Origin of the sequence: Pigmentiphaga litoralis (genome assembly GCF_014651835.1) — a bacterium.
GTDB lineage: Bacteria > Pseudomonadota > Gammaproteobacteria > Burkholderiales > Burkholderiaceae_B > Pigmentiphaga > Pigmentiphaga litoralis.
On sequence record NZ_BMXQ01000002.1, the window covers coordinates 441,998 to 467,772 of the forward strand.

Annotated in this window: 23 protein-coding genes and 1 tRNA gene; 10 read left to right on the top strand and 14 right to left on the bottom strand. The window is 63.8% G+C overall.

All coding sequences use genetic code 11. The features are described from left to right. Positions 1 to 51: 51 nt before the first annotated feature. The 3 genes from IE116_RS20445 to IE116_RS20455 are packed head-to-tail and all read right to left on the bottom strand — an operon-like array spanning position 52 to position 2,977. On the bottom strand, positions 52 to 1,485 hold the full coding sequence (locus IE116_RS20445) for an NAD(P)(+) transhydrogenase (Re/Si-specific) subunit beta (RefSeq protein WP_229828614.1): 1,434 nt from the start codon (positions 1,483 to 1,485) through the stop codon (positions 52 to 54). Further along, positions 1,485 to 1,853: an NAD(P) transhydrogenase subunit alpha part 2 gene (locus IE116_RS20450; protein ID WP_189615090.1), complete on the bottom strand. Its 369-nt coding sequence runs from the start codon at positions 1,851 to 1,853 to the stop codon at positions 1,485 to 1,487. Before IE116_RS20450 ends, IE116_RS20445 begins: the two co-directional genes overlap by 1 nt. Continuing rightward, a complete protein-coding gene (locus tag IE116_RS20455) occupies positions 1,853 to 2,977 on the bottom strand; it encodes a Re/Si-specific NAD(P)(+) transhydrogenase subunit alpha (protein WP_189615091.1) in 1,125 nt (374 codons plus the stop codon). Before IE116_RS20455 ends, IE116_RS20450 begins: the two co-directional genes overlap by 1 nt. Positions 2,978 to 3,210: 233 nt before the next feature. On the opposite strand from IE116_RS20455, the gene IE116_RS20460 reads away from it, so the two are divergent. From IE116_RS20460 to mnmA, 4 genes are all read left to right on the top strand, one after another. Then, positions 3,211 to 3,915 carry a FadR/GntR family transcriptional regulator gene (locus tag IE116_RS20460; RefSeq protein ID WP_189615092.1) on the top strand — a complete coding sequence of 235 codons (705 nt, stop codon included), beginning with the start codon at positions 3,211 to 3,213 and terminating at the stop codon, positions 3,913 to 3,915. A 184-nt stretch (positions 3,916 to 4,099) separates the two neighbouring features. Continuing rightward, the gene (locus tag IE116_RS20465) at positions 4,100 to 5,026 is read left to right on the top strand and encodes a dihydrodipicolinate synthase family protein (protein ID WP_189615093.1); all 927 of its coding nucleotides are present in this window, start codon (positions 4,100 to 4,102) and stop codon (positions 5,024 to 5,026) included. Positions 5,027 to 5,207: 181 nt separating this feature from the next. After that, on the top strand, positions 5,208 to 5,759 hold the full coding sequence (locus IE116_RS20470; protein ID WP_229828616.1) for an NUDIX hydrolase: 552 nt from the start codon (positions 5,208 to 5,210) through the stop codon (positions 5,757 to 5,759). A 27-nt stretch (positions 5,760 to 5,786) separates the two neighbouring features. Continuing rightward, positions 5,787 to 6,899: a tRNA 2-thiouridine(34) synthase MnmA gene (mnmA, locus tag IE116_RS20475; RefSeq protein WP_189615095.1), complete on the top strand. Its 1,113-nt coding sequence runs from the start codon at positions 5,787 to 5,789 to the stop codon at positions 6,897 to 6,899. Between the two features lie 234 nt (positions 6,900 to 7,133). Here mnmA and IE116_RS20480 read toward each other — a convergent pair whose 3' ends face one another. Both IE116_RS20480 and IE116_RS20485 read right to left on the bottom strand, forming a co-directional pair. Next, positions 7,134 to 8,828, bottom strand: a complete 1,695-nt coding sequence (locus IE116_RS20480) for an FMN-binding glutamate synthase family protein (protein WP_189615096.1) — start codon at positions 8,826 to 8,828, stop codon at positions 7,134 to 7,136. 114 nt (positions 8,829 to 8,942) lie between these two features. Further along, positions 8,943 to 9,557, bottom strand: a complete 615-nt coding sequence (locus IE116_RS20485) for a glutathione S-transferase N-terminal domain-containing protein (RefSeq protein WP_189615097.1) — start codon at positions 9,555 to 9,557, stop codon at positions 8,943 to 8,945. Positions 9,558 to 9,722: 165 nt separating this feature from the next. Here IE116_RS20485 and purB point away from each other — a divergent pair, with 165 nt between their 5' ends. From purB to IE116_RS26000, 3 genes are all read left to right on the top strand, one after another. Beyond that, the gene (gene purB / locus IE116_RS20490; protein ID WP_189615098.1) at positions 9,723 to 11,099 is read left to right on the top strand and encodes an adenylosuccinate lyase; all 1,377 of its coding nucleotides are present in this window, start codon (positions 9,723 to 9,725) and stop codon (positions 11,097 to 11,099) included. Positions 11,100 to 11,258: 159 nt separating this feature from the next. Further along, positions 11,259 to 11,717: a c-type cytochrome gene (locus tag IE116_RS20495; protein ID WP_189615099.1), complete on the top strand. Its 459-nt coding sequence runs from the start codon at positions 11,259 to 11,261 to the stop codon at positions 11,715 to 11,717. Positions 11,718 to 11,928: 211 nt separating this feature from the next. Then, the gene (locus IE116_RS26000) at positions 11,929 to 13,830 is read left to right on the top strand and encodes a DUF3300 domain-containing protein (protein WP_229828618.1); all 1,902 of its coding nucleotides are present in this window, start codon (positions 11,929 to 11,931) and stop codon (positions 13,828 to 13,830) included. Positions 13,831 to 13,853: 23 nt separating this feature from the next. Here the strand turns inward: IE116_RS26000 and IE116_RS20505 are convergent, their stop codons facing one another. Beyond that, entirely contained in the window at positions 13,854 to 14,537 is a 684-nt protein-coding gene (locus IE116_RS20505) for a cytochrome b/b6 domain-containing protein (RefSeq protein ID WP_189615100.1), read from the bottom strand. 93 nt (positions 14,538 to 14,630) lie between these two features. Next, positions 14,631 to 15,512, bottom strand: a complete 882-nt coding sequence (locus IE116_RS20510) for a LysR family transcriptional regulator (protein ID WP_189615101.1) — start codon at positions 15,510 to 15,512, stop codon at positions 14,631 to 14,633. A 126-nt stretch (positions 15,513 to 15,638) separates the two neighbouring features. Between IE116_RS20510 and argH the strand changes: the two genes are divergently transcribed. Next, positions 15,639 to 17,147 (top strand): argininosuccinate lyase, encoded by a 1,509-nt coding sequence (gene argH / locus IE116_RS20515; protein WP_189615824.1) that lies wholly within the window; start codon positions 15,639 to 15,641, stop codon positions 17,145 to 17,147. A 59-nt stretch (positions 17,148 to 17,206) separates the two neighbouring features. After that, a complete protein-coding gene (locus tag IE116_RS20520; RefSeq protein WP_189615102.1) occupies positions 17,207 to 18,175 on the top strand; it encodes a Bug family tripartite tricarboxylate transporter substrate binding protein in 969 nt (322 codons plus the stop codon). 241 nt (positions 18,176 to 18,416) lie between these two features. On the opposite strand, the gene secF is transcribed toward IE116_RS20520, so the two are convergent. The 5 genes from secF to queA form a co-directional block, all read right to left on the bottom strand. Continuing rightward, positions 18,417 to 19,349 carry a protein translocase subunit SecF gene (gene secF, locus IE116_RS20525; RefSeq protein WP_189615103.1) on the bottom strand — a complete coding sequence of 311 codons (933 nt, stop codon included), beginning with the start codon at positions 19,347 to 19,349 and terminating at the stop codon, positions 18,417 to 18,419. 3 nt (positions 19,350 to 19,352) lie between these two features. Beyond that, positions 19,353 to 21,224 (bottom strand): protein translocase subunit SecD, encoded by a 1,872-nt coding sequence (gene secD, locus IE116_RS20530; RefSeq protein WP_189615104.1) that lies wholly within the window; start codon positions 21,222 to 21,224, stop codon positions 19,353 to 19,355. A 176-nt stretch (positions 21,225 to 21,400) separates the two neighbouring features. Continuing rightward, positions 21,401 to 21,679 carry a preprotein translocase subunit YajC gene (gene yajC, locus IE116_RS20535; RefSeq protein WP_229828809.1) on the bottom strand — a complete coding sequence of 93 codons (279 nt, stop codon included), beginning with the start codon at positions 21,677 to 21,679 and terminating at the stop codon, positions 21,401 to 21,403. A gap of 168 nt (positions 21,680 to 21,847) precedes the next feature. Continuing rightward, positions 21,848 to 22,981 carry a tRNA guanosine(34) transglycosylase Tgt gene (gene tgt / locus IE116_RS20540; RefSeq protein ID WP_189615106.1) on the bottom strand — a complete coding sequence of 378 codons (1,134 nt, stop codon included), beginning with the start codon at positions 22,979 to 22,981 and terminating at the stop codon, positions 21,848 to 21,850. Further along, complete coding sequence (gene queA, locus IE116_RS20545) at positions 22,978 to 24,006, bottom strand: tRNA preQ1(34) S-adenosylmethionine ribosyltransferase-isomerase QueA (RefSeq protein WP_189615107.1); 1,029 nt, start codon at positions 24,004 to 24,006, stop codon at positions 22,978 to 22,980. The genes tgt and queA overlap by 4 nt, the downstream gene beginning before the upstream one ends. 140 nt (positions 24,007 to 24,146) lie before the next feature. On the opposite strand from queA, the gene IE116_RS20550 reads away from it, so the two are divergent. After that, positions 24,147 to 24,231, top strand: a tRNA-Leu gene (locus tag IE116_RS20550). A gap of 84 nt (positions 24,232 to 24,315) precedes the next feature. Here IE116_RS20550 and IE116_RS20555 read toward each other — a convergent pair. Together IE116_RS20555 and IE116_RS20560 are read right to left on the bottom strand one after the other, a co-directional pair. Then, positions 24,316 to 25,341 (bottom strand): site-specific integrase, encoded by a 1,026-nt coding sequence (locus IE116_RS20555; RefSeq protein WP_229828620.1) that lies wholly within the window; start codon positions 25,339 to 25,341, stop codon positions 24,316 to 24,318. Continuing rightward, positions 25,338 to 25,544 (bottom strand): DUF4224 domain-containing protein, encoded by a 207-nt coding sequence (locus tag IE116_RS20560; RefSeq protein ID WP_189615108.1) that lies wholly within the window; start codon positions 25,542 to 25,544, stop codon positions 25,338 to 25,340. Before IE116_RS20560 ends, IE116_RS20555 begins: the two co-directional genes overlap by 4 nt. Positions 25,545 to 25,775: the final 231 nt, after the last annotated feature.

A 25,775-nucleotide genomic window follows, 5' to 3' on the forward strand; every position in this document is an offset into this window, starting at 1 on the left:
CAGCTGTAGATGCCTGGCGCGGCAGGGGGCCGCACCTGGCATCCGCCTGCGTCACTCCACCGCTTTCACCATGTCTTCCACGACCTTCTTTGCGTCGCCAAACACCATCATGGTCTTGTCGAGGTAGAAGAGCTCATTGTCCAGACCCGCATACCCCGCAGCCATCGACCGTTTGTTCACGATCACGGTCCGCGCCTTGTAGGCTTCCAGGATGGGCATGCCGGCAATGGCGGACTTCGGGTCTGTTTTCGCGGCCGGGTTCACCACATCGTTCGCGCCCAGCACCAGCACCACGTCCACCTGCCCGAACTCGCTGTTGATGTCGTCCATCTCGAACACCTGTTCGTAGGGCACTTCGGCTTCGGCCAGCAGCACGTTCATGTGCCCCGGCATGCGGCCCGCCACCGGGTGGATCGCATATTTCACGTCCACGCCGCGCGCCACCAGCTTGCTGGTCAGCTCTTTCAGCGCATGCTGCGCGCGTGCCACGGCCAGGCCGTAACCCGGCACGATCACCACCGTTTCGGCATTGGTCAGCATGAAGGCCGCATCGTCGGGGCTGCCCGACTTGACCGGGCGCTGCACCTGCTCGCCCGCCGCTGCGCCACTGTTGGCTTCGCCACCAAAGCCCCCCAGGATCACGTTGAAGAACGACCGGTTCATCGCCTTGCACATGATGTAGGACAGGATGGCCCCGGACGAACCCACCAATGATCCGGCAATGATCAGCATCGGGTTGTTCAGCGAGAACCCGATCCCTGCCGCCGCCCAGCCCGAGTAGCTGTTCAGCATCGACACGACCACCGGCATGTCGGCCCCGCCGATCGGGATGATGATCAGCACGCCCAGCACGAAGGCAATGGCCAGCATCAGCACGAACGGCGTCCAGCCTTGCGTGAGCACGAACCACACGCCGCAGGCCAGCATTGCCACGCCCAGCAGCAGGTTGAGCATGTGCTGCCCCGCAAACTGCACCGGCGCGCCGCGGAACACCCGAAGCTTGTACTTTCCCGACAGCTTGCCGAAGGCGATGACTGAGCCCGAGAACGTGATGGCGCCCACAAAGCTGCCAATGAACAGCTCGATCCGGTTGCCGAAGGGGATAGGCGTGCCGACCGCCGCGATACCGAAGGCATGCGGTTCAGCCACCGCGGCAATCGCGATGAACACCGCCGCCAGGCCGATCATGCTGTGCATGAAGGCGACCAGCTCCGGCATTTTGGTCATCTCGACGCGTCTGGCCATGATGGTGCCGGCCGTTCCGCCGACCAGCAGGCCCACCAGCACCCAGGCCAGCCCGATCGCAGGCGCCTGGCTGAGCCGCGCGATCAGTGCGCCGGTGGTCAGCACCGCGATGGTCATGCCGATCATGCCAAAGGCATTGCCCCGCCGCGACGTGGTCGGATGGGACAGGCCCTTGAGCGCCTGGATGAAGCAGACCGATGCCACCAGATAGAGCAGGGTGACCACATTGAGTGACAGCATCAGTGCGTCTCCTTGACTGCGGCATCGGCAGACTTGGCGCCGGGCTTACCGGCATCACTGCCCACGGCGCGCGGCGTCTTGTCCTTCTTGCGGAACATTTCCAGCATCCGGCGCGTGACCAGGAAGCCGCCGAACACATTGACCGCCGCCAGCGCCACGGCCAGCACCCCCATGGTCTTGCCCAGGGGCGTATCGGTCAGCGCCGCGGCCAGCATGGCCCCCACGATGATGATGGCCGAAATGGCATTGGTTACCGCCATGAGCGGCGTGTGCAAGGCAGGCGTGACGTTCCAGACCACGTGATACCCGACGTAGATCGCCAGCACGAAAATGATCAGGTTGATGACGGTGTGATCGATCAGGTCCATCAGAGGCTCCTTGTCACGCGGTTGGCGTCGGCCACCATGCAGGCGGCCACGATCTCGTCTTCGCGCTGGATCGCCAGCGCGCCTTCCTTGTCAAGGATCAGCTTCAGGAAGTCCAGCACATTGCGGGCATACAGGGCGGACGCATCCGTACCCACCATGGCGGGCAGATTCGTGTAGCCGATCAGGGTCACCCCATGCGCAACGACCACCTCGTCAGGCCGCGACAGCGGGCAGTTGCCACCGCGTTCCACTGCAAGGTCGACGATGACCGACCCCGGCTTCATGGCCTTGACCGTGTCTTCGGACACCAGCACGGGTGCGGGCCGGCCCGGTATCAAGGCTGTCGTGATGACGATGTCGGCCTGCTTGCACCGCTCGGCCACCAGGCCCGCCTGCCGTGCCATCCACGCCGCGGGCATGGGCCGCGCGTAGCCGCCGACGCCTTGCGCGATCTGGCGTTCTTCGTCGGTGTCGAAGGGCACGTCGATGAACTTGGCGCCCAGCGATTCGATCTGTTCCTTGGCGGCGGGCCGGACGTCGGATGCCTCGACGACCGCACCAAGCCGCTTGGCCGTGGCGATCGCCTGCAAACCGGCCACGCCCGCGCCAAGCACCACCACGCGCGCGGCCTTGACCGTGCCGGCCGCCGTCATCAGCATCGGCATGAACCGGCCGTACGCATTGGCAGCCAGCAGCACCGCCTTGTAGCCGGCAATGTTGGCCTGCGAAGACAGCACGTCCAGGCTTTGCGCGCGCGTGATCCGCGGCGCGGCTTCCAGGGCGAACGCCGTGACGCCCGTTGCGGCCAGTGCCGACAGGCCATCGGTGTCGAAGGGGTTCAACATGCCGACCAGCACCTGACCCGGGCGCAGAAGCGCGCGTTCGTCGGCAGAGGGCGCCTGCACCTTGAGCACCACATCGGCCTGGGCATACAGGTCGGCCACCGTTGGCGCGACCTGCGCGCCGGCCGCACGGTAAGCGTCGTCGAGGTACTGCGATGCCTGCCCGGCGCCCGCCTGGATCAGGACCTGCGCGCCGGAAGCACACAATTTCTTGACCGTTTCGGGGGTGGCGGCTACGCGCGTCTCTCCAGACCGGGTTTCGGTCGGGATACCGATCTTCATGGTGCGGACTCCTCGGGTGGGCGACGCATCGCAGATGACGCGCCGGTCATTCTTCTTTTTATGCCAGGGCATCCTAGCACGCAGAACACGTTTGCTTACATGCTTTCTTTCCCGCGGCAGGACGGAAATGTCCTGGTATCCGGTCACCCCTGCAGTTGACTGGTTGTATGATGACCGGGTAAGGTACAGCCTCTTTCAAGCGCCTTTACGCGACCTTCTGCACCACCCCCTCCATGACCATTTCCGCACTGCGCAGCAGCAACCTCGTCGAACAATTGAGTCAGGCGCTCACTACCCAGATCGTCTCGGGTGAACGTGTGGCGGGCAGCCGCTTGCCGACGGAGGAAAAGCTGGCCACCGATTACGGCGTCAGCCGCACCGTGGTGCGCGAGGCCATTTCGCGGCTGAAGTCCGACGGATTGGTGATCACGAAGCAGGGCCTGGGCGCCTTCGTGGCCAGTTCGCTGCGGAACACGCCTTTTCGTATCGACGGCGACCGGAAGGACAGCCACAAGCTGGTGCAGGAAGTGTTTGAGCTGCGTATTGGTGTCGAGACCGAAGCGGCGGCGCTGGCGGCGGAGCGCGGGACTTCCCCGCAGATCAAGGCCATCCGCACGGCACTGAACACGCTCAATCGCGCCAGCGAGATCGGGTCCAACGGCGTGGAAGAAGACCTGCACTTTCACCGTGCAATCGCGCGCGCGGCCAACAACGCGCTGTATGACGGCTTCGTTGAATTCCTGGAGCGCCACACGCGGGAGCAGCTGTCGATCAGCCGCGTGAACTGTGAGATCGCCGGCTGGTTGCGGGACATCCAGCTGGAACACCAGGCGATCTTTGACGCGATCGCCGCCCATGACCCGGCGGCGGCAAGGGTTGCCGCGCACGCGCACCTGCGCAACGGCATGACCCGCCTGCGACGAATCGAAACGCACTAGGGACGGAGCCCCCCGGGGCGCTTCGCGCCTCCCCCAGGGGCGGCACTGGCGGACTGGCAGAGCCAGATCCGCTGTGCCCTGGGGCTGTGCTTGCCTAGGTTTGATCTACTCGATTTTTGTTCTTTTTGCTTTAAGCCATTCAACTCTGATCCGCATCGCGTGATCACTTTTTTCGGATGAACCCATGTCGACGTCTACCCGCCTGGAAGGTGTTCTTGCACCGGTTGTCACGCCCTTCAAACCTGATTACGCGCCCGAAGCATCGCGGTTCGTGAAGCATTGCCAGTGGCTGCTGGACAGTGGCTGCGCGGGGTTGGCGGTGTTTGGCACGAATAGTGAAGCGAACTCGTTGTCGGTCAATGAAAAGACCGCGTTGCTGGATGCGCTGGTGGGCTCGGGCGTGCCTGCGCAGACGCTGATGCCCGGCACCGGCGCGTCGAGCCTGACGGACGCCATTACCATGACGGCGCATGCCGCCAAGCTCGGTTGCGGTGGCGTGCTGATGCTGCCGCCCTTCTTCTACAAGGGCGTGTCCGACGAAGGCCTGTTCCGCTACTACAGCACCGTGATCGAAACGGTGGCGAGCGATGCGCTGCAGGTCTACCTGTATCACATCCCCCCGGTTTCGCAGGTCGGCATCTCGCTCAAGCTGGTCGAGCGTCTGCTCAAGGCCTACCCCAAGAACATTGCCGGCCTGAAGGATTCGTCGGGCGACTGGAGCAACACCAAGGCGCTGCTGGACGAGTTCTCCAAGTCGGGCTTTGACGTGTTCGCCGGCAGCGAAGTGTTTCTGCTTGAGAACATGCGTCATGGCGGCAAGGGCTGCATCACGGCCACGGGCAACGTCAATCCGGGTGCGATTGCCAACGTGTACCGCAACTGGCAGACGGCCGAAGCCGACGCGCTCCAGCAAGGCATTACCTCAACGCGCGAACTGGTCCAGAAGTACTCGATGATACCGGCGCTCAAGGCCATCATTGCCGACTTCTCGGGCGACTCGGCATGGCGCACCGTGCGTCCGCCGCTGGTCGAACTGCCTGGCGATCAGGAAGCCGACATGCTGGCCAAGCTCAAGGCAACGGGCTTCACGATGCCTGGCCTGCGCGCCTGAGAGCTGGTCGCAAATGGCGTGACGATGCAGGGGTGACTCGCAGCCGTCCCGCCGCAGTCCCGCATACCTCTGCGGGACTGCCCAGCGTCCATCCGCACTGACGCTGGGCCTGACAGCGTATCGAGCGCACCCCGCCCGGTACGCCGTCCGTTCCCGGGTGAAGTAAAATCCCCGGATGAACTTGAACGACACCCACGTCTGGACGCCTCGCGCCACCGTTGCTGCCGTGATCGAGCGTGACGGCGCCTTCCTGATGGTCGAAGAAGACACCGAAGACGGTGTGCGGCTGAATCAGCCTGCTGGTCACCTTGAACCCGGCGAGTCCCTTGCCGCGGCGGCCATCCGCGAAACCCTCGAAGAAACCGCGCATGTGCTGCAGCCTGTCGGTCTGCTCGGCACCTATTTGTGGCGCACGGGGGGTGACAATGCGCGCAATGGCACCACATATCTACGGTTCGCGTTCGTTGGCACCGTGGGCGAGCCCGATCCCAGCCGGAAGCTGGATGTCGGCATTCGCCGCGCGCTGTGGATGACGGCCGATGCGCTGCGGGCCTGTCCGGCCCTGCATCGCAGTCCGCTGGTCATGCAGTGCGTGGACCACTACCTGGCCGGTCGTGCCAGCGGCAAAGGCTGGATTCCGCTGACGGCGCTCCATACTCATTCGTCCGTTTCCGATGCAGTCGTTTCCGATGCGCCGGTGCCGGATGCATCCGACGCCGGGTCCGACCGGTAATTTCACTCGCAGCATTGGCAATTCATCATGGCAAACAAGGGTCGTATCGTCGTTGGCATGTCCGGGGGAGTCGATTCCTCGGTCAGCGCGTGGCTGCTCAAGCAGCAAGGCTACGAGGTGGTCGGCCTGTTCATGAAGAATTGGGAAGATGACGACGACTCCGAATACTGCTCGACCCGGCAGGATTGGCTGGATGCGGTCAGTGTGGCCGACATGATCGGCGTCGATATCGAAGCCGTGAACTTCGCAGCCGAATACAAGGACCGGGTGTTCGCGGAATTCCTGACGGAGTATTCCGCGGGCCGGACCCCCAATCCCGACGTGCTGTGCAACGCCGAGATCAAATTCAAGGCCTTCCTGGACCACGCCATGGCGCTGGGCGCCGAACAGATCGCCACCGGCCATTACGCCCGTGTGCGACAGGTCACGGACGGCCCGGACGCGGGCCGCTTCCAGTTGCTGAAGGCGCTGGACGCCAGCAAGGACCAGAGCTATTTCCTGCATCGGCTGAATCAGCAGCAGCTGTCCCGGACGGTGTTTCCACTAGGCGAGATCCCTAAGACCGAAGTGCGCCGTATCGCGCATGAACAGGGTCTGTCGAATGCGGCAAAGAAGGACTCGACCGGCATCTGCTTCATTGGCGAGCGGCCGTTCCGCGACTTCCTGAACCGCTATCTGCCCACCAAGCCGGGTCCCATCAAGACGCCCGAAGGCGATCTGATCGGTGAACACGTCGGCCTGTCGTTCTACACGCTGGGCCAGCGCAAGGGGCTGGGCATTGGCGGCGTGAAAGGCAAGCAGCATGATGACGGCACCAGCGACGCCTGGTACGTGGCACGCAAGGACATCCCGAGCAACACGCTGTACGTGGTGCAGGGGCATGATCACCCGTGGCTGCTGAGCCGTTCCTTGCAGGCGCAGAACGCGTCGTGGGTGGCGGGCGATGCACCAGGGCTGGCGAATCAATACGGATCCAAGACCCGCTACCGCCAAAGCGACTCGCCGGCCATATTGAACGCAGCCAGCGGCGCCGAATTCGCCCTCGACTTCTCAGCCGCGCAGTGGGCCGTCACGCCAGGCCAATCGGCCGTGCTGTACGACGGCGACGTCTGCCTGGGCGGCGGCATCATCGCGTCCTGAGCGCGTACTGAGCGCATTGAGCAGCAACGCCAACGCCAGTGCCCCAAGCCGGCAGCATCGCAGACCCTAGCCGCCGTCACAACCTATCCAGGACACCGCCGATCCGGCTTTGCCGGTCCGCTGGTGTCGCCCCTGGGGGAGGCGCGAAGCGCCCAGGGGGGGGCAGACCCTCGGCTTCGCCGGTCCGCTGGTGTCGCCCTTGGGGGAGGCGCGCAGCGTCCGGGGGGGACTCCCTTATGCGCTCATCTTCTCCACCACGGCTTCGCTCACCGTCTGCTTGGGCTGACCGGTGCCGCTGCGCTCACCCGCACCCGTACCCGTCTCCGGCTTGACTGGCTCGAACGAATTGGCCTGCGCCATCGGCCAGAAGGTCCGGTACACGGCATAGTCGACATCGCCGTCCAGCAGTTCACCCGGCTTCAGGAACGGGAACAGACCGGCCAGCAGCTTGACCTCATTGCCCGACAGCCGCCGCACGATGTGCTCCGGCCCCAGCTTGTTCGGATGCGGCAGTCCGGCGGCGGACACCAGTTCGGACAGTGCCCGCAGCGTGTTCCGGTGAAAGTTGTAGACCCGTTCGCCCTTGTCGGGCACGACGATGGCGCGCTGGCGCACCGGGTCTTGCGTGGTGACGCCCGTCGGGCAGGTGCCCGTGTGGCAGGTCTGCGCCTGGATGCACCCCACCGCAAACATGAAGCCGCGCGCGCTGTTGCACCAGTCGGCGCCCATGGACATGGTCCGCGCAATGTCGAACGCAGTAATGATCTTGCCGGATGCGCCCAGCTTGATGCGGTCGCGCAGCCGCGTTCCCACCAGGGTGTTGTGAACCAGGAGGAGGGCGTCCTGCAGTGGCACGCCGACATGGTCGGTGAATTCCACGGGCGCCGCGCCCGTGCCGCCCTCGGCCCCGTCCACGACGATAAAGTCCGGCGTGATGCCGGTTTCCAGCATCGCCTTGACGATGGCGAACCATTCCCACGGGTGGCCCAGGCACAGCTTGAAGCCAACCGGCTTGCCGCCCGACAGGGTGCGCAGGCGCTTGACGAACTGCATCAGCCCGATCGGCGTGCTGAATTCCCCATGCGCCGACGGTGAGTTGCAGTCCACACCCACCAGCACGCCGCGTGCTTCGGCGATCTCGGCCGTGACCTTGCTGCCCGGCAGGATGCCGCCATGGCCCGGCTTGGCGCCTTGTGACAGCTTGATCTCGATCATGCGCACGTTGGGCTGCGTGGCGTTGCGCATGAAGGCTTCTTCATTGAAGCGTCCTTCGGCGTCGCGGCAGCCGAAATAGCCGGAGCCAATGTTCCAGATCAGGTCGCCGCCCGGTTTGCGGTGGTAGCTGCTGATGCCGCCTTCGCCAGTGTCATGCGCAAAATTGCCTTTCTTGGCGCCGGTGTTCAGCGCCAGCACGGCGTTGGCCGACAGCGAGCCGAAACTCATCGCCGAAATATTGAAGATCGACGCGTTGTAGGGTTGCGTACAGTCCGGCCCGCCCACCGTCACGCGGAAGTCGAAGTTTTCGATATGCACCGGCGCCATCGAATGGTTGATCCATTCGTAGCGGGTGTTGTAGACGTCTTCCTGGGTGCCGAACGGACGCTTGTCCAGTTCCTGCTTGGCCCGCTGATAGACGATCGACCGCTGGTTGCGCGAGAACGGTTGCGCATTGGTGTCGTCTTCCAGGAAGTACTGACGCACTTCGGGGCGCACCAGTTCGAACAGGAAGCGCAGGTTGCCGATGATGGGGTAGTTGCGCAGGATGGCGTGCTGCCGCTGGCGCAGGTCAAAGATGCCGACGGCGACCAGGAGGGCGCAGATCAGGGCGGCCATTGCCCAGCCGGGCCGTTCGAACGCGATGGCGCCAAAAACGAGGGTGCCAAGAACGGAGAGCCAGAGCGTGGCGTATCGGGGAGCAAACCAGGCCATGCACACTTCCTTGGGTCAGCGAATCAGCCGACTAGGATAGCAGCGCGCGATCACCGGAAGATGAACGCCCGGACGAACCTGGCTATATGAGGAAAGACCTTCAGCCGCAACCCGTCACGCCACAGGCGGGCGTGTATCCATGAACGACGGACGCTGGCTCAGCTTGTCGAGCAGGCGTGCCAGATTCAGGTGGCGGCTGCGCCAGTCCAGGTCCGGAAAACGGAAATCCAGATAGCCCAGCGCGCACCCGGTAGCCACGTCGGCCAAGGTGTAGTTGTTGCCGACACAGAAGGGCTTTTCGGCCAGGCCGTTGGCCATGGCGTCGAGCGATGCGCGGATCTTGCCGTGCTGGCGGGCGATCCAGGTGGCGCTGCGCAAGGATGGGTCGCGCTGCGTGTATTCGGCGCGGATCAGGATGGCGGCGTCGAGCAGGCCGTCGGCCAGCGCTTCCCAGCATTTGACTTCGGCGCGCTCGCGGCCCGACTGGGGCAGCAGGCGGCAGACCGGGCTCATGGTGTCCAGGTACTCGGCAATGACACGCGAGTCGAACACGGCGCCAGCGTCTTCCATGACCAGGCACGGGACCTTGCCGAGCGGGTTGGAATCCTGGATACGCGTATCAGGGGCCCATACATCTTCCAGCTCGAACTGGTAGTCGAGTTTTTTCTCGGCCATCACGATCCGCACTTTGCGAACGAAGGGGCTGGCCAGGGAACCGATCAGTTTCATAGTGCAGCAGATCAGAAAAAAGATGATAAAAGGGACGACTGAATACGTGTCCGCACGCGTGTTTGCATGGACCTTGAACACAGCTCAAACGGGCGCCGAGTATATCATCCGGCATGTATCCCATGATGCGCCGGTGCTACAATTTCTTTTTACTATCAAGCGCTTATGAAAACTTCCGACCAGCTCAGCCCACTCAATGCATTGTCGCCGCTGGACGGTCGCTATGCCAGCCGGGGCGCCGTTCTGCGCCCGCTCCTTTCCGAAGCCGGCTTCATGCTGCACCGGGTCCAGGTCGAAGTCACGTGGCTCGAAGCGCTGTCCGACGCGGGCCTGCCCGAACTGCCTGCTTTCTCGGCCGACGCCCGCGCGCGCCTGAAGGCGCTGGTCGCGGATTTTACCGAAGCCGACGCGCAGCGCATCAAGGACATCGAACGCGTCACCAATCATGACGTCAAAGCCGTCGAATACTGGTTGAAGGAAAAGGTCGCCGATCACGCCGAACTGTCGGGCGCGGCCGAATTCATCCACTTCGCCTGCACGTCCGAAGACATCAACAACACGTCGCACGCGCTGATGCTGAACGCCGCGCGCAAGGAAGGCCTGCTGCCCGCGCTGCAGGGTCTGCACGACAAGCTGGTGGCGCTCGCCAACGACCATGCCGACCAGCCGCTGCTGTCGCGCACGCACGGCCAGCCCGCCAGCCCGACCACCATGGGCAAGGAATTCGCGAACATGGCTGCCCGCCTGGGCCGCGCGATCGCGGAAATCGCCCGGGTCGAACCCCTCGCAAAAATGAATGGCGCCGTCGGCAACTACAACGCGCACCTGTCGGCCTATCCGGAAATCGATTGGGAAGGCTTCAGCGCCAAGGTGCTGACCTCGCTGGGCCTGACGCAAAACCGTCACACCATCCAGATCGAACCGCACGACTGGATGTCGCAACTGTTCGATGCCGTGTCGCGTGCCAATGTGATCCTGCTGGACGTGAACCGCGACATCTGGGGCTACATTGCCCTGGGCTACTTCAAGCAGCGCCTGAAAGAAGGCGAGATCGGATCGTCGACCATGCCGCACAAGGTCAACCCGATCGATTTCGAAAACTCCGAAGGCAACCTGGGCCTGGCCAACGCCACGCTGCGCCACATGGCCGACAAGCTGCCCGTGTCCCGCTGGCAGCGCGACCTGACCGATTCCACCGTGCTGCGCAACCTGGGCGTGGGATTCGGGTACTCGCTGGTGGCGTACGACGCCTGCCTGCGTGGTCTGAACAAGCTCGAAATCAACAGCGCGGCCATCGACGCCGATATCGACGCCTGCTGGGAAGTGCTGGCCGAACCGGTCCAGACGGTCATGCGCCGTTATGGTCTGCCACAGCCGTATGAACAGCTCAAGGCGCTCACGCGCGGCAAAGGCATCACCGAAGAAGCGTTGCGCGAATTCGTCAGCGCACTCGAATTGCCGGAAGAACCCAAGGCACGCTTGATGGCCATGACCCCCCGCAGCTACATTGGGCTTGCGGCTGAGCTGGCACGCAAGCTGTAGCGGGGTTTCGGCAGGTGGCTCACGGCCTTCTTTCACGGTAGGCTTGAGCCCTGCTGTGGGTAATCACTCCGCAGCCTGTCGATGTCCTGATTTGGTTTGCTGCTATCCGTTCACGCCATCTTTCTCGCGTTCCCGCTAGCTTTCTCTGGAGTTTCCCGCATGAAGAATCTGTCTCGTGTGCTGCTGGTGGCCTGTACGGTCGCCGCGCCGATGCTCTATTCCGCAACCGCGGCTGCTCAATTTGCCAAACCTGAAGACGCCATCGATTACCGCCAGTCGGCGCTGACCATCATGGGCACGCACTTTGGCCGCATCGGGGCCATCGTCAAGGGCGAACGCCCGTTCGACGCTGCCACGGTGCAGGCGGACGCCGCCCTCGTGGCGTCCATGTCCAAGCTGCCGTGGGCTGCGTTTGGCCCGGGCACGCAGGGCGGCAAGGCTCGGCCTGAAGTCTGGTCCGACAACGCCAAGTTCGTGCAAGCGTCGCAGCGTCTGGACGGCGACGTCGCCAAGCTCCAGACCGCCGCGCAATCGGGCGACATCGCCCAGATTCGCACGGCCTTCGGCGCAGTCGGCGCCAGCTGCAAGAACTGCCACGACAGCTTCCGCGCCCGTTGATTTCCGAGGGCTTCGACGCAAGTGCAGCGATGCGGTAGAACCCGCGTGGTTGCTGGGTTATTCGCACGTTTGCGGGCAGTCTGATCGCCTGTAATCGATCGCAATACCTTTGAAGCGCTTTTGGGCGCCTGTTGCAAAAAAAGCCGGATGATTTCTGGCTTTTTTTGCGCCCCGGCGGTCGAATGGGATATCCCTTCAAGGAGGAGCCATCATGGTCTCCGTGTCCCGAATCGCCGTCTGCGTCGCCGCTGCACTGTCGACGCTTGCCGTGCCGTTGCAAGGCATCGCGCAGGAAACCGTCGTCCAGACGGCGCCGGGCAATCCCACGTATGCGGAGCCCGGTCAGCTCGAACAATTGGTCGCGCCAATCGCGCTTTATCCGGACTCCCTGCTGTCGCAGGTGTTGATGGCGTCCACCTATCCTCTGGAAGTGGTGGAGGCGGCGCGCTGGCGCCGGGCGCATCCCGGGTTGACGGGCGCGGCGCTGGAAGACGCCGTGCAGCAGGAAGACTGGGACCCCAGCGTCAAATCGCTGGTCGCCTTTCCGAGCGTGCTGGACATGATGAACGACCACCTGCGCTGGACGTCCGACCTGGGCGATGCCTTCCTGTCGCAGCAGACGGCCGTCATGGACAAGGTGCAAGAGATGCGCTATCGGGCGCAATCCGCTGGCAACTTGCAATCGACGCCGCAGCAAAACGTGATCGTGGCCGAAACCGCGCCACGCACGATCATCCGCATCGAACCCGCGCAGCCCGACGTGATCTATGTGCCGACCTACAACCCCCAGGTGGTGTACGGCGCGTGGGCCTACCCGGCCTACACCCCGTTTTACTGGTCGCCGCCGGGGTATGTGGCGGCAGGCGCCATCTTCGGGTTTGCGTCGGGCATTTTTGTTGGCCACGCGCTCTGGGGCGGGTATGACTGGCGCCGGCACAGCGTGAAGGTGGTCAACGTCACCAACTACAACCGCTTCAACCGCACCTCGTGGGCCGGCGGACCGTGGCGGCATGACCCGGGACATCGCGGGGCGGTCGGATACCGGGGATACGGCCCGGGGGGTGGGTATCGCGATGCCGGGTTCCGGGATGGTGAGCCGGGCAACCGGTTCGGGTCGCGTGAACAGTTCCGGCCACGTGCCGATGCCGGGCGCGGCGATCTGGGACGGGTGGATCGCGGGGCGTATGGCGGGGAACGGGGCGGTGATCGAGGCGGTGATCGGGGGGGTGATCGCTTCGGTGATCGTGGTGACCGTGGCGGTGACCGCGGCAACGCCGGTGGCGGCCGTGGACCGGGAGGCCCTGGTGGCCCCGGCGGCGGGTCGCAGTTCAGCGGCGGTGGCGGTCCCGGCGGCGCGCAAGGTTTCTATGGCGGCGGAGGCGGCCGAGGTCCCGGCGGCGGCCGGGGCGGCTTTCCGCAAACCGGCCCCTTGAACCCGCAGACAGGACCCCTCAACCCGCAAACCGCGCCGGGCAATCCGCAAACGGGGCCCGGCAACTTCCAGACAGCACCCGGCAACCCGCGGACGGCGCCGGGCAACCCGCAAACGACCGGCGGTTCGCGCATGTCTTCGTTCGGCGACGCCGCCAGCCGGCCCGACCGCGGCTTTCCGCAGACCGGCCAGGGCGGCGACGGACGGTCCTTGCGCGCCGGGTCCCCCCAGTTCATCGGCGGATCCGGGCGCGGCGATGGCAGTGCGCCGCAAATAAGCGGCGGCCCCCGCTTCAATGGTGGCGGCGCCGCGCCCCAGATCGGCGGCGGCTCACGCTACGGCGATGGCGCCGCCCCGCGGATCAACGGCGGCCAGCGTTTCAATGGTGGGGCGTCCGAACGCGGCGTCAGTGCCGGGGGCGGCTACTCGCGCGGCCCGGCGCCCCAGGTCGGTGGCGGTGGCGCGCCGCAAATGAGCGGCGGCTTCCAACGTAGCGGCGGCGGAGGCGGGCCGTCCATGAACGGCGGCGGCTTCCAGCGCGGCGGCGGAGGCGGCGCACCCGGCATGGTCGGCGGTGGAGGTGGGGGCGGCCGCGGTGGTGGCGGTGGCGGCTTCGGAGGCGGCGGCCCTGGCGGTGGCGGTCACGGCGGCGGCGGCCACAGTGGCGGCGGCCGCTCCTGAGGGGACTGCGAGCAGCCCCCTCGTCAATACCCCGACGACACCCGCAAGGTCGTAATCCAATACACCACCCCCGCCGCGACCACCGCGATCACAACGGCCAGTCCGCGCACCTTCCAGGTGTCCCGCGTCGGCTCGGCTGCCGAATGGAACTCATCCGCCGGGGCATCCCCGGTAATCATCGCAGCCGCCAGCTTCTGCTTCCTGGCCACCCGGTAATAGATGATCGCCAGCACATGCAGCGCCACCAGGATCAGGATCGGCCACTCGTCCAGCTTGTGCAGCCCGGTCAAGGTGCTCGCCAGATCATTGCTCACCCGCGCCGACAGCGGGCCCGAACTCAAGATGTCATCCGTCGCAAACAAGCCCGTCACGGCCTGGTAGCCCAGCAGCGCCAGCATCGCCACGACCGACAGCGCGCCCAGCGGGTTGGGCCCCGTATCCCGCACCCGCGTGCCCTTCAGGTAAGCCATCACCGCCCCCGGCCCGCGCACGAAGTGCCGGAAGCGCACCGGCTCCGGCCCCACGAATCCCCACACAATGCGGAACAGGATCAGGCCCAGCGTCGTGTACCCGAACAGCATGTGGTAATCGAGCCAGAGCCCACCCACCTTGATGGTGACGTAGGCGCCGACGATACAGACCACGAGCAGCCAGTGGAACAGTCGGGTGGGAAGGTCCCAGACGCGGATTTTTCGTGGGGTAGCCATGGTGGGGGACCTGAGGAGGGATGACGCCGTCATTTTGCCACTGCATTGCTCGGACTTTGCAATGTTCTCTGGGAAACGCTGATCGTGCGGCGCCTAGGTAGACAGCGTCCACGCCTGGTCTAGGCACTCGAGAAAGAAGTTGGCAAGTCGCGTCGCCGGAAACTGCGGTGCCCGAACCACATAGCTGCGGAACTCAACAGCAGGATCGAAGGGAATCGCTCGTATCCCCGGCAGCTTCAAACTGCGCGTCACGATCGGGTTGACGATGCCGACGCCCAGGCCCATGTTGACCATCGTGCAGATCGTTGCGGCAAAGGGCGTCTCGACCGTCAGCAGACGGCGGTCGGGATCGAAGGCTGCGTCGGTCGCCAGCCGGGTGGCGCTGCCGTAAGGAAGCGAGATGAATCGCTCGCCATCCAGATCACTGGCGCGAATGCGTCGTCGCCTTGCCAGACGGTGCGTTCCCGGGGCGACACAGACGCCGTTCTCCTTCCGCAACAAGGTGATGTCGACGCCCGGAATGTCCGATGTGTAAGACACCAGGCCGATATCGCAAAAATGGGTCGCGGTCCATTTGGCCACCGTGGCAGAGGATCCGGTGTGCACGACGATAGGGACGTCGGGATACGCAGCGCCGAATGCGCGAATGGCCAAGGGGACGACGCTCATTGCAATGGAACCTGCCGCCCCGATGCGCAATGTGCCGGTGCCCAATCTGCGAATCGACCGTGCAGAGTCGCGCAGATTATCCAGCCCGATGAAGGCCCGCTCGACATCCCGGAACAGGGCTTCGGCTTCCTCCGTCGGCGCCAGGCGGCCCGCTACGCGCTCGAACAGCGGAAAGCCGACTTCCTTTTCGAGCTGACCGATGACACGGCTCACGTTGGGCTGGGACGTGTGCAGCTGGGTGGCCGCCATCGTCATGGAACGTGTGAGCATGACCGACCGGAAGGTCTCGATCTGTTTGAAGTTCATGGTTCAAGGAAAAGAAAAGGCGAGCTTCAAAGGTATATCAAATATGCATGGAATAGGCCAATCTGCGAATTTGACGTTACGTGCCCCGATTTTCATACTGCTTTCACACCTGAAGCGGAGAACATCTTGGAATCGAAAGTCAGTCGTCGCCTGAAAGAAGCCATTGCCCCAGAGGTCCTGGAGTACATGTTCCTTCCACGCTTGAACCGTGAGTTCACCAACAACTTTGGCCATCTCACGGACATCAATCAGGCGCACCTGTTGATGCTGCACGCCGTCGGCCTCATGCCGACCGGCACCTCGGCGGCGCTTGCTTCCGCGCTGATCCAGATGGAAGAAGAGGGCATGGAGGCAGTACCGCTCGATGCGCGGCGCGAAGAGGCGTACTTCAACTACGAAGCCCGCTTGATGGATATCGCAGGACGCGACGCAGGCGGTCGGCTGCACATGGCACGTAGCCGCAATGACATTGGCGCCACGGTCGACCGGATGCGCTCGCGCGCGCTTGCGCTGGATGTGCTGGACGCCATGGGCGCAGCGGCCAAGGCTGCGCTCGATCGGGCAGATCGGTTCGCCGAGGTCGTCATGCCTGGCTACACGCATATGCAAGCTGCGCAGCCCATCACCTATGGCTTCTATCTGTCGGCAGTGGCAGATGCAATCGGCCGTGATATGGCTCGGCTGCGCCAGGGCCTTGCGGGTCTGGACGCCTGCCCCCTTGGCGCCGGCGCGTTGGCTGGCACGGCATTTCCCATCCGTCGCGAAGCGGTGGCCCAATGGCTGGGCTTTTCAGGCGTTGTCGAGAACGCACTGGATGCCGTCGCGTCGCGGGACTTCGCGTGGGAGCTCATGTCGGCGCTGACCATCAACGCCGTGACCTGGAGCCGGGTGGCGCAAGACTTCTATATCTGGTCCACACCGGAATTTGGCCTGCTTGAATTTCCCGACCGGGTCGCAAGCACGTCGAGCATCATGCCGCAGAAGAAGAATCCTGCGGTCCTGGAACATCTCAGGGGCAAGGCGGGACACCTGATCGGCTTGCTGACGGCGTCGCTGGCAACGGTCAAAGGTTGCAACTTTACGCATACCGGGGACGGCAGCCGCGAAAGCATGCGCAGTTTTTATGAAGCCGCTGAAGAAAGCCGGCGTTGCCTCGCACTGTTCCGACTGGTGCTGGAAAGTGTCGAGCCAAAGCCCGACGCCATGGCCCGTCATGCGCGACGCAACTTTTCGACCGCCACCGATCTGGCGGATGCGCTGGTTCGGGAAGCCGACCTGTCGTTCCGCGATGCGCACCACATTGTCGGCGCCGTCGTGCGCGACGCACTGGATCATCAGGTGCCAGCGGACGAGATCACGACTGCCATGATTGACCGTGCCGCCATGGATCAGTTGGGGCGCGCGATGCACCTCAGCGAAGAGACCGTGCGCAATTGCCTGGACCCGGTACGCAATGTCGCGGCACGCACCGCGACAGGGGGGCCTGCGCCGTCGGTGGTTCGGGGACGTATCGACGTCCAGCGACAGCGCCTCACGACAGTTCTGTCCGACGTGGAATCGCGCCGCCATCAGCTCACTGCCGCGCGCGACACACTCAAGCGCGACGTCCGCGCACTGGCCGCCAGGCAGGTCTGAGCCATCCGGCAGGCGCCACTGCCTGCCGGGACTTCCAACGCTTCTTCGAAGAGTCGCCCATGAAACCGTTCGCACTTCTCCTTGCTTCCGCCCTTTGTGCCGTATCCACGCAAGCCGCGACGGCGGCTCCCTATCCCGAGCGGCCGATACGGCTCATCGTGCCCTTCCCGCCGGGGGGCAGTGTCAATCTGATGGGACGCATCCTGGCGGATCGACTTTCCACCAGCCTCGGCCAGCAGGTCGTCGTGGAAAACCGCGCCGGTGCTGCAGGCATCATGGGCGCCGACGTCGTCGCGAAGGCCGCGCCGGATGGATACACGCTTTTGCTCGCCACGATGGGCGCGCAGTCCATCCAGCCGGCGGTGTCGAAGAACCTGCCTTTCGATCCCAAAAGCGACTTTTCGCCGATCGCCCTGTTCGCCAGCGTCCCGAATGTGTTGGTGGTATCGCCCCAGACACCCGCTGCGACAGCGGCCGAATTGATCAGCTACGCAAAACGTCATCCGAACCAGTTGAATATGGGTTCCGCCGGTGCGGGCTCGGCCAATCATCTGGTTGGCGAGCTGTTCATGCTCAGGACGGGCGCCGAATTCACGCACGTACCCTACAAGGGCGCCGGGCCTGCCATGGTGGATCTGCTTGGCAATCGCGTGCAACTGACCTTCGTCAATCTGCCGAATGTGCTGGCGCATGTGCGGGCGGGCAAGCTGCGTGCCCTGGCGCTGGCAAGCACAACGCGTTCGCCGGCATTGCCCGACGTGCCAACCATGCAGGAGGCGGGTGTCGCCGATGCCGGGGTGGATTCATGGTTCGGGGTCATGGGGCCAAAAGGGCTGCCGGCCGATGTGGTGACCAAGGTATCCGATGCCGTCACGGCGCTGGCAAAAGACCCCGCCACGGTTCAATTGCTGGCAGAGCAGGGCGCGCAGCCCATGACTGCAACGCCCAGCCAATTCGCGACCTTGATCCGCAATGAAGCCGAGCGTTGGGAAGATGTCGTCAAGAAAGGCAAGGTGACCCTGGAATAGGCGGACGAACCTGAGCAAGCGGGTCCGCAGCACGCATGCGGAATGCGACCAGGATCACGTCAAGGTCTTGCTGGAACACAATCCACAGATCCCGGATCGCACCGCTGACTCACCCGCAAGCTGTTTCGCAATGACAAAACGCCCGGTCGACGACCGGGCGTCATTGTTCTGGCATCCGCCAGAATGCAGAAAGCCCGGCACAAGGCCGGGCTTTTTACTGCGTCACCGGAAGGTCAGCGGATCAACCGCCCACCACCTCAGTGTCCTTCTTGATCGGCTTGACCATGTCTTCGCGCTTGACGCCGAGCCACATCGCAATGGCCGCGGCAACGAACACCGACGAATAGATACCGAACCAGATGCCGATTGTCAGCGCCAGCGCAAAGTAGTGCAGGCTGGGGCCGCCGAAGAACAGCATGGACAGCACCATCATCTGCGTCGATGCGTGGGTGATGATCGTGCGCGACATCGTGGCGGTAATGGCGCTGTCGATAACTTCCACCACCGTGGCCTTGCGCTGCTTGCGGAAGTTTTCGCGGATCCGGTCCATGATCACGACCGACTCGTTGACCGAGTAGCCGAGCACGGCCAGTACCGCCGCCAGCACGGGCAGCGAGAACTCCCACTCAAAAAACGCGAAGAAGCCAAGGATGATCACCACGTCGTGCAGGTTGGCCAGAACGCCTGCCACCGCGAACTTCCATTCGAAGCGGAACGCCAGGTAGATCATGATGCCGATCACCACGAACAGCATGGCGAGCAGGCCATCGTGCGCCAACTCTTCACCCACTTGCGGCCCGACATATTCCACGCGGCGCAACTCCACCGCGGAGTCTGCCGTCTTCAGCGCCTGCATGACCTCGGTGCTTTGCACCGTCGACGTCTTGCCCTCAACCACGGGCAGGCGAATCATCACGTCGCGCGAGGTGCCGAAGTTCTGCACCTGGAAGTCGGTGTAGCCCTTTGCGGCGACGACTTCCCGGACCTTTTCCAGTTCAACCGCCTGGGGGTAGGCCACTTCCATGACCGTGCCGCCGGTGAACTCGATCGACAGGTGAAAGCCCTTGTGCGCGATGAAGAACACCGCCAGCAGGAACGTCACCAGGCTGATCACGTTCAGGATCACGGCGTGACGCATGAACGGGATGGTTTTGTGAATGCGGAAAAATTCCATCTCTTAGACCTCTTTGGGTTTCCAGACCTGACCGATGGATATCTTCTGCAGCTTCTTGCGGCGGCCGTACCAGAGATTGGCAAGGGCACGCGCGCCGACTACGGCGGAGAACATCGAGGTCAGAATGCCCAGACCATGGACGATGGCGAACGCGCGGACCGGACCCGAGCCGAAGGCCAGAAGGGCGACCGCGGCGATCAGGGTGGTGACGTTGGAGTCCAGAATCGTGCCCCACGCCCGTTCAAAGCCCAGGTTGATTGCCTGTTGGGGCGACGCGCCGGCACGCAGCTCTTCCCGAATGCGCTCATTGATGAGCACGTTCGAATCGATGGCCATGCCCAGCGCCAGCGCAATGGCGGCGATACCTGGCAGCGTCAGCGTGGCCTGCAGCATCGACAGCAAGGCGATCAGCAGCAGCAGGTTGACCGACAGGGCAATCGCCGAGAACACGCCGAACAGGCCGTAGTACAGCATCATGAAGATGGCGATGGCCGCAAAGCCATAGGCCACCGACTTGAAGCCCTTCTCGATGTTGTCCGCGCCCAGGCTCGGGCCGATGGTGCGTTCTTCGATGATTTCCATCGGGGCGGCCAGCGAACCGGCGCGCAGCAGCAGCGCGGTGTCAGCCGCTTCGGCCGACGTCATGCTGCCCGAGATCTGCACGCGGCCACCGCTGATTTCCGACTGGATCACGGGCGCGGTCACGACCTCGCCCTTGCCCTTCTCGAACAGCAGAATGGCCATGCGCTTCTTCAGGTTGTCGCGGGTCACGTCGCGGAAAATGCGCGAACCCTTGGCATCCAGCGTCAGGTGCACCGCCGGCTGCTGGCTCTGGCCGTCAAAGCCTGCCTGCGCATCCGTCAGGTTTTCACCTGTCAGCACGACCTGGCGGCGGACCAGCACCGGGCGGCCATCGCGATCGTTGAAGCGTTCCAGGCCAAAGGGCACCGTGCCGCTGGCAAACGAGGCTTGCGCTTCGGGCGAGTCATCGACCAGGCGCACTTCCAGGGTCGCGGTACGACCCAGGATGTCCTTGGCCTTGGCCACGTCCTGCACGCCGGGCAGCTGGACCACGATGCGGTCGGCGCCTTGCTGCTGGATGATCGGCTCGGCCACGCCCAGTTCGTTGATCCGGTTGTGCAGCGTGCTGATGTTCTGGCCCAGCGCGTTGTCTTGCGCCGTCTTGATCGCGGCCGGCTTGAGCGCGCCGATCAGCTTGTAGTCGGCGCCTGCCACCTGTTCAGTGAACTGAAGATCGGGCATGCCGTCGGTCAGCGCGCCACGGGCGGCTTCGCGCGAGGCTTCGTCGCGGAACTTCACTTCGATCGTGTCGCCCACGCGGTCGATGCCGTTGTGGCGCACGTTCTTGTCGCGAAGCAGGCTGCGCACGTCACCGGTCAGCGAGTCATACCGCTTGGTCAAGGCCGCGCGCATGTCCACCTGAAGCAGGAAGTGCACGCCGCCGCGCAGGTCCAGGCCCAGGTACATGGGCAGGGCATGTAGCGACGTCAGCCAGGCCGGCGAGGCCGACAGCAGGTTCAGCGCCACCGTGTAGCTCGGGTCGGTCGGATCCGGATTCAGTTCTTTTTCGAGCAGGTCGCGCGCGCGCAGCTGCTGGTCGGTCGACGTCAGGCGAGCCCGCACGGTGCCGACCGGACCGTTCTGGTCGAAGTACAGCCCGGTATTGGGAATATTGGCCGCTTGCAGCGACTGTTCCACCTTGCCCATCATCGACGCGTCGACCTTGATGGTCGCCTTGGCGCTGGATACCTGCACCGCCGGGGATTCGCCAAAGAAGTTCGGCAAGGTATAGACGAAGCCAATCACGATCGCGACAACGACCATGATGTACTTCCAGAGAGGATAACGATTCATGAGTAATCTGACCTCGGAAGGCCGCGCCACGAAAGGTGGCGGCGGCCAGTGTTGCTACTGCAGGGCGGCCGGTAGCCAAAGACACGAAAAGGGGCGGGCGCCATGCGCCAGCCCCGGAAAGTCGTCTTGCCGGGCCGCACCCGCCGCCCGATAGGGAGGCGCGGCCCGTGCCCGCATCAGAGGGCCTTGATCGTGCCCTTGGGCAGGACGGTCGCGACGGCAGCCTTCTGTGCCAGCACTTCCACCGACTTTTCGCCTTCGCGGTTCAGTTCCAGGGTGACGTACGTTTCGTTGACCTTGACGACACGGCCCAGCAGACCGCCCGACGTCACGACTTCGTCACCCTTGGCCAGCGCGGCGACCATGTTCTTGTGCTCTTTCTGACGACGCATTTGCGGACGGATCATCAGGAAATACAGGATCACGAACATCAAAGCGATCGGCAGCATGCCCATCAGCGGGCTTTCGCCGGCACCACCCAAATTGAATTGGGCCAGTGGGGCGACCAGTTCGTTCAATGACAGCATTTCTTCTCCAGAATCAATAACTTGCGTCGAAATTAACGCGAAATTGTAGCCCACCGCTGCCCCCGCAGGCCACGGCAGGGCTAGGGGTTACCTAGGTCAAATACCCCGTGCCCGGTCGGCGTGAAACTTCACACGCCACGCCGAAAACGTGCCGGCCGCGATCGCGTCCCGCATTTCCTGCATCAGATTCAGGTAGTAATGCAGGTTGTGGATCGTATTGAGTCGCGCGCCGAGAATCTCGTTCGAGCGGAAAAGATGGTGCAGATACGACCGTGAGAAGTTCTGACACGTGTAGCAGCCACAGGTTTCATCCAGCGGCGTCGTATCGGCGCGATAGCGCGCGTTGCGGATCTTGATGTCGCCAAACCGCGTGAACAGCCAGCCGTTGCGCGCGTTCCGGGTCGGCATCACGCAATCGAACATGTCGATCCCGTGCGCGACGCCATCCACCAGGTCTTCCGGCGTGCCCACGCCCATCAGGTAGCGCGGTGCATTTTGCGGCAAGCGCGGACCCACGTGGTTCAGGATCCGCAACATGTCTTCTTTCGGCTCGCCCACCGACAGCCCGCCAATCGCGTAGCCGTGGAAGCCGATATCCGTCAGCCCGGCCAGCGACTCGTCGCGCAAGTGCTCGTACATCCCGCCCTGCACGATGCCGAACAGCGCGTTGGGATTTTCCAGTGCGTTGAACGCATCCAGCGACCGCTTGGCCCAGCGCAGCGACATCCGCATCGACGTGGCGGCTTCTTCGGCCGTGGCCGGACGATCGCCCATCATGTAAGGCGTGCACTCGTCGAACACCATGGCAATGTCGGAATTGAGCGAGCGCTGGATCCGCATCGACTCTTCCGGCGTCAGCATCAGCCGCGCGCCGTCGATGGGGGACGCGAAGCGCACGCCTTCTTCCGTGATCTTGCGCAGGCCTTCCAGGCTGAACACCTGAAAGCCGCCCGAATCCGTCAGGAGCGGCTTGTCCCACTGCATGAAGCCATGCAGGCCGCCATGGGCCTCCATGATCTCCGTGCCTGGGCGCAGCCACAGGTGGAAGGTATTGCCCAGCACGATCTGCGCGCCGATTTCCTTCAGCTCGTACGGCGCCATGGCCTTGACCGTGCCGTAGGTGCCCACCGGCATGAAGATCGGCGTTTCCACCACGCCGTGGTTCAACGTGACCCGGCCGCGTCGGGCCAGTCCATCCGTTGCCAGCAGCTCAAAATTGAGTCCGTTCATGGTTTCTCGATAAACATCGCATCGCCATAGCTGAAAAAGCGATAGCGCTGCGCCACGGCATGCGCATAGGCCGCCTTGATCGGGGCCATCCCTGCCAGTGCAGAGATCAGCATCATCAACGTGGACTTGGGTAAATGGAAATTGGTGACCATCGCGTCGATCACCTTGTACTCGTAGCCCGGCGTAATGAAGAGCTTGGTATCGCCCTCGGTCGCCTGCAGCGGCCAATGGGCCTTGGCGGCTGACTCCAGCGCGCGAACACTGGTCGTCCCGACCGCGATCACCCGGCCGCCTTGGGCTTTTGTTTGGTGGATGGCTTTGACGGTTTCTTCTGGCAGCGTGTACCACTCGCTATGCATCACGTGCTCGGACAGCTTTTCCGTGCGCACCGGCAAGAAGGTACCCGCGCCCACATGCAGCGTCACGAACGCCGTGTTCACACCCTTGGCTTTCAGTGTTGAGAGCGTCGGCTCATCGAAATGCAGCCCCGCCGTCGGCGCCGCCACCGCGCCCGGCTGGCGTGCATACACCGTCTGGTAGCGCGCATCGTCACCGGCATCGGGCGTGTGCGTGATGTACGGCGGCAAGGGCGTCGCGCCATGCGCTTCCAGCAGATCGAGCACCGGCCCCGGGAACTGCAGGTCGAACAGATCGTCTTCCCGCCCCAGCATCGTCACGTCGAACGCGTTTTCCAGCCGGATGACGGCACCCGCCTTGGGCGACTTGCTGGCGCGCATGTGCACCAGCGCGCGATCCGGCGCCGTAATCCGTTCGACCAGCACTTCCACCTTGCCACCGCTCGACTTCTCGCCAAACAGCCGCGCCTTGATCACGCGCGTGTCGTTGAACACCAGCAGATCATGGGGGCGGAGCAGGCCGATCAAGTCAGTGAACTGACGATCATGCAGCCCGCCCTGCGCATCAAGATGCAGCAGACGGCTGGCAGTGCGATCGGCGGCCGGGGACTGGGCGATCAGCTCGGGAGGAAGGACGTAATCGAAGTCGTCCAGGGTCAGGTCAGACACGGGGGATGAGGCGTAATGCTTGCGGAAAACCAGCGATGATAACCGGTTGGGCAGGTGGCCTGCGCTTTTTGCAAAAGTTATGCTTATAATGCACGACTTCTCTCCGAGCGCATGTTGTTGCCGCGCTCGCGTCACGAGACGCCCGGGTGGTGAAATTGGTAGACGCAGGGGACTCAAAATCCCCCGCCGCGAGGCGTGCCGGTTCGATTCCGGCCCCGGGCACCACCACTAGCTACGCGGCTTTCCGCTGTAGTAGACACTCATCAAAAGCACCGACGTTCCGCATCTGTTCCGCAAGGCGTTCCGCATTTAGCGGACAGGCTTGAGCTTTGTGGCCTTCGTTCGGTAGTGCCGCTGGGTCAGCTGGGTGGACCCATGCTGCAGCAGCTTCGATGCGCCTTCCAGGTCGTCGGCCAAGTCCGACGCGCGCTTGCGCATGTCGCGCAGGAACATGTTCCTGATCTCTTTCGCCAGTGCGTCCTCGCCGCGCTCTTCGGCTTTGGCCGCAGCTGCCGCGCGTGCGGCATCCCACCGGCTCCGCAGCATCGTGGCCGACACCGGCCGCCCGGTCGGCGTCGACAGCAGCATCAGGTGGTCCGCTTTCAGCAGCCGCCGTCTTGCGATCAGGTCAGGCAGGACAGCAGACATCGAAATCTCGAAGTCGACCTTCTTGCCCGTCTTGTTGGCCTTGAGCCGCAACAAGTCGCCCCCTGGCAGCAGGATCGTGCGCACATCCGTGAGGCGCATGCCCGTCGCCGTGACGACGTCCATGCAGTCGCGGAGCACCGAATCCGCCTCAGCATAGACGGCGTCAAACAGCACGTCGGTCACCTCGAACTCGCGCGCATCCTCGCTGTTCTTCCATCGTGAGCGCTCCATGCCGGCCGCCGGCCACGGCACTTGCGTCAGATCCTCGCCGCGAGCCCAATTCCAGATGATCGACAGCAGCGACATCTCGCGGTTGCCCTGCGTCTTCGCACTGCGCCGTTTCAGGTATTCCTTCAGATGGGTGAAGCGAACCGACTCCCACGTGGCCGTGCCGAACACCGGTCGCAGTTGCGCCAGGTTCTTCGCATACCCCTTACGCGTTTCAACGTTTTCATACGTGGGCAGCACCTCGTCCTTCCATCGGCCAAATGCTTCCTCCAGCGTCCCGGCGATGCGCGGCGCATTGTTGTGGATCTCGTGCCAGCGCTTGATCGCGGCTTCATAGTCCGAGCCCAGCGACACGTCAGGCTTGCCCGTGCCACGGTTGTCGTAGAAATAATAGTTGCTCACCCTGCCGTTCAGCCGCCGGCGGGTGTGGACACGAAATCTCGGGTATTTGTTGGTCATCTCACTGCTGCGAAGTTTGGTTCAGCGTGCCGCGCGATTGCACGGCCCTCGACCCAGGCCACTACGTGCCGGCTTAACACCACGGTGCGTGTCCCCACCTCCTTGAAGGGAATGCCCTGCTCGTTCAAGACGCGGCGCTGCTCGACGGCGCGCACGTACCCTGTCAGGTCTTTCAGTTCAGCAGGCGACAGTATCTCGCTCATCTCACTCCTCCGGGTCGGGAGCCGCGGCCGCTGCGGTAATCGGTCCAACGGTCCTCATCTTTCTGAATGGCGTCGGCGATGCTGGGGACGCTGCTGGTGCTGGCCTTCACAGCCGACGCTTGGCCCGCCTTGAAGCATGCCAAGCCATACGCGTCCATCTCGGCAACGGTATGCAGCAGCACCTCGCCATCCACGTTTACCGCTGTGCCGAAGGCCTTGCGATGCGGCGGC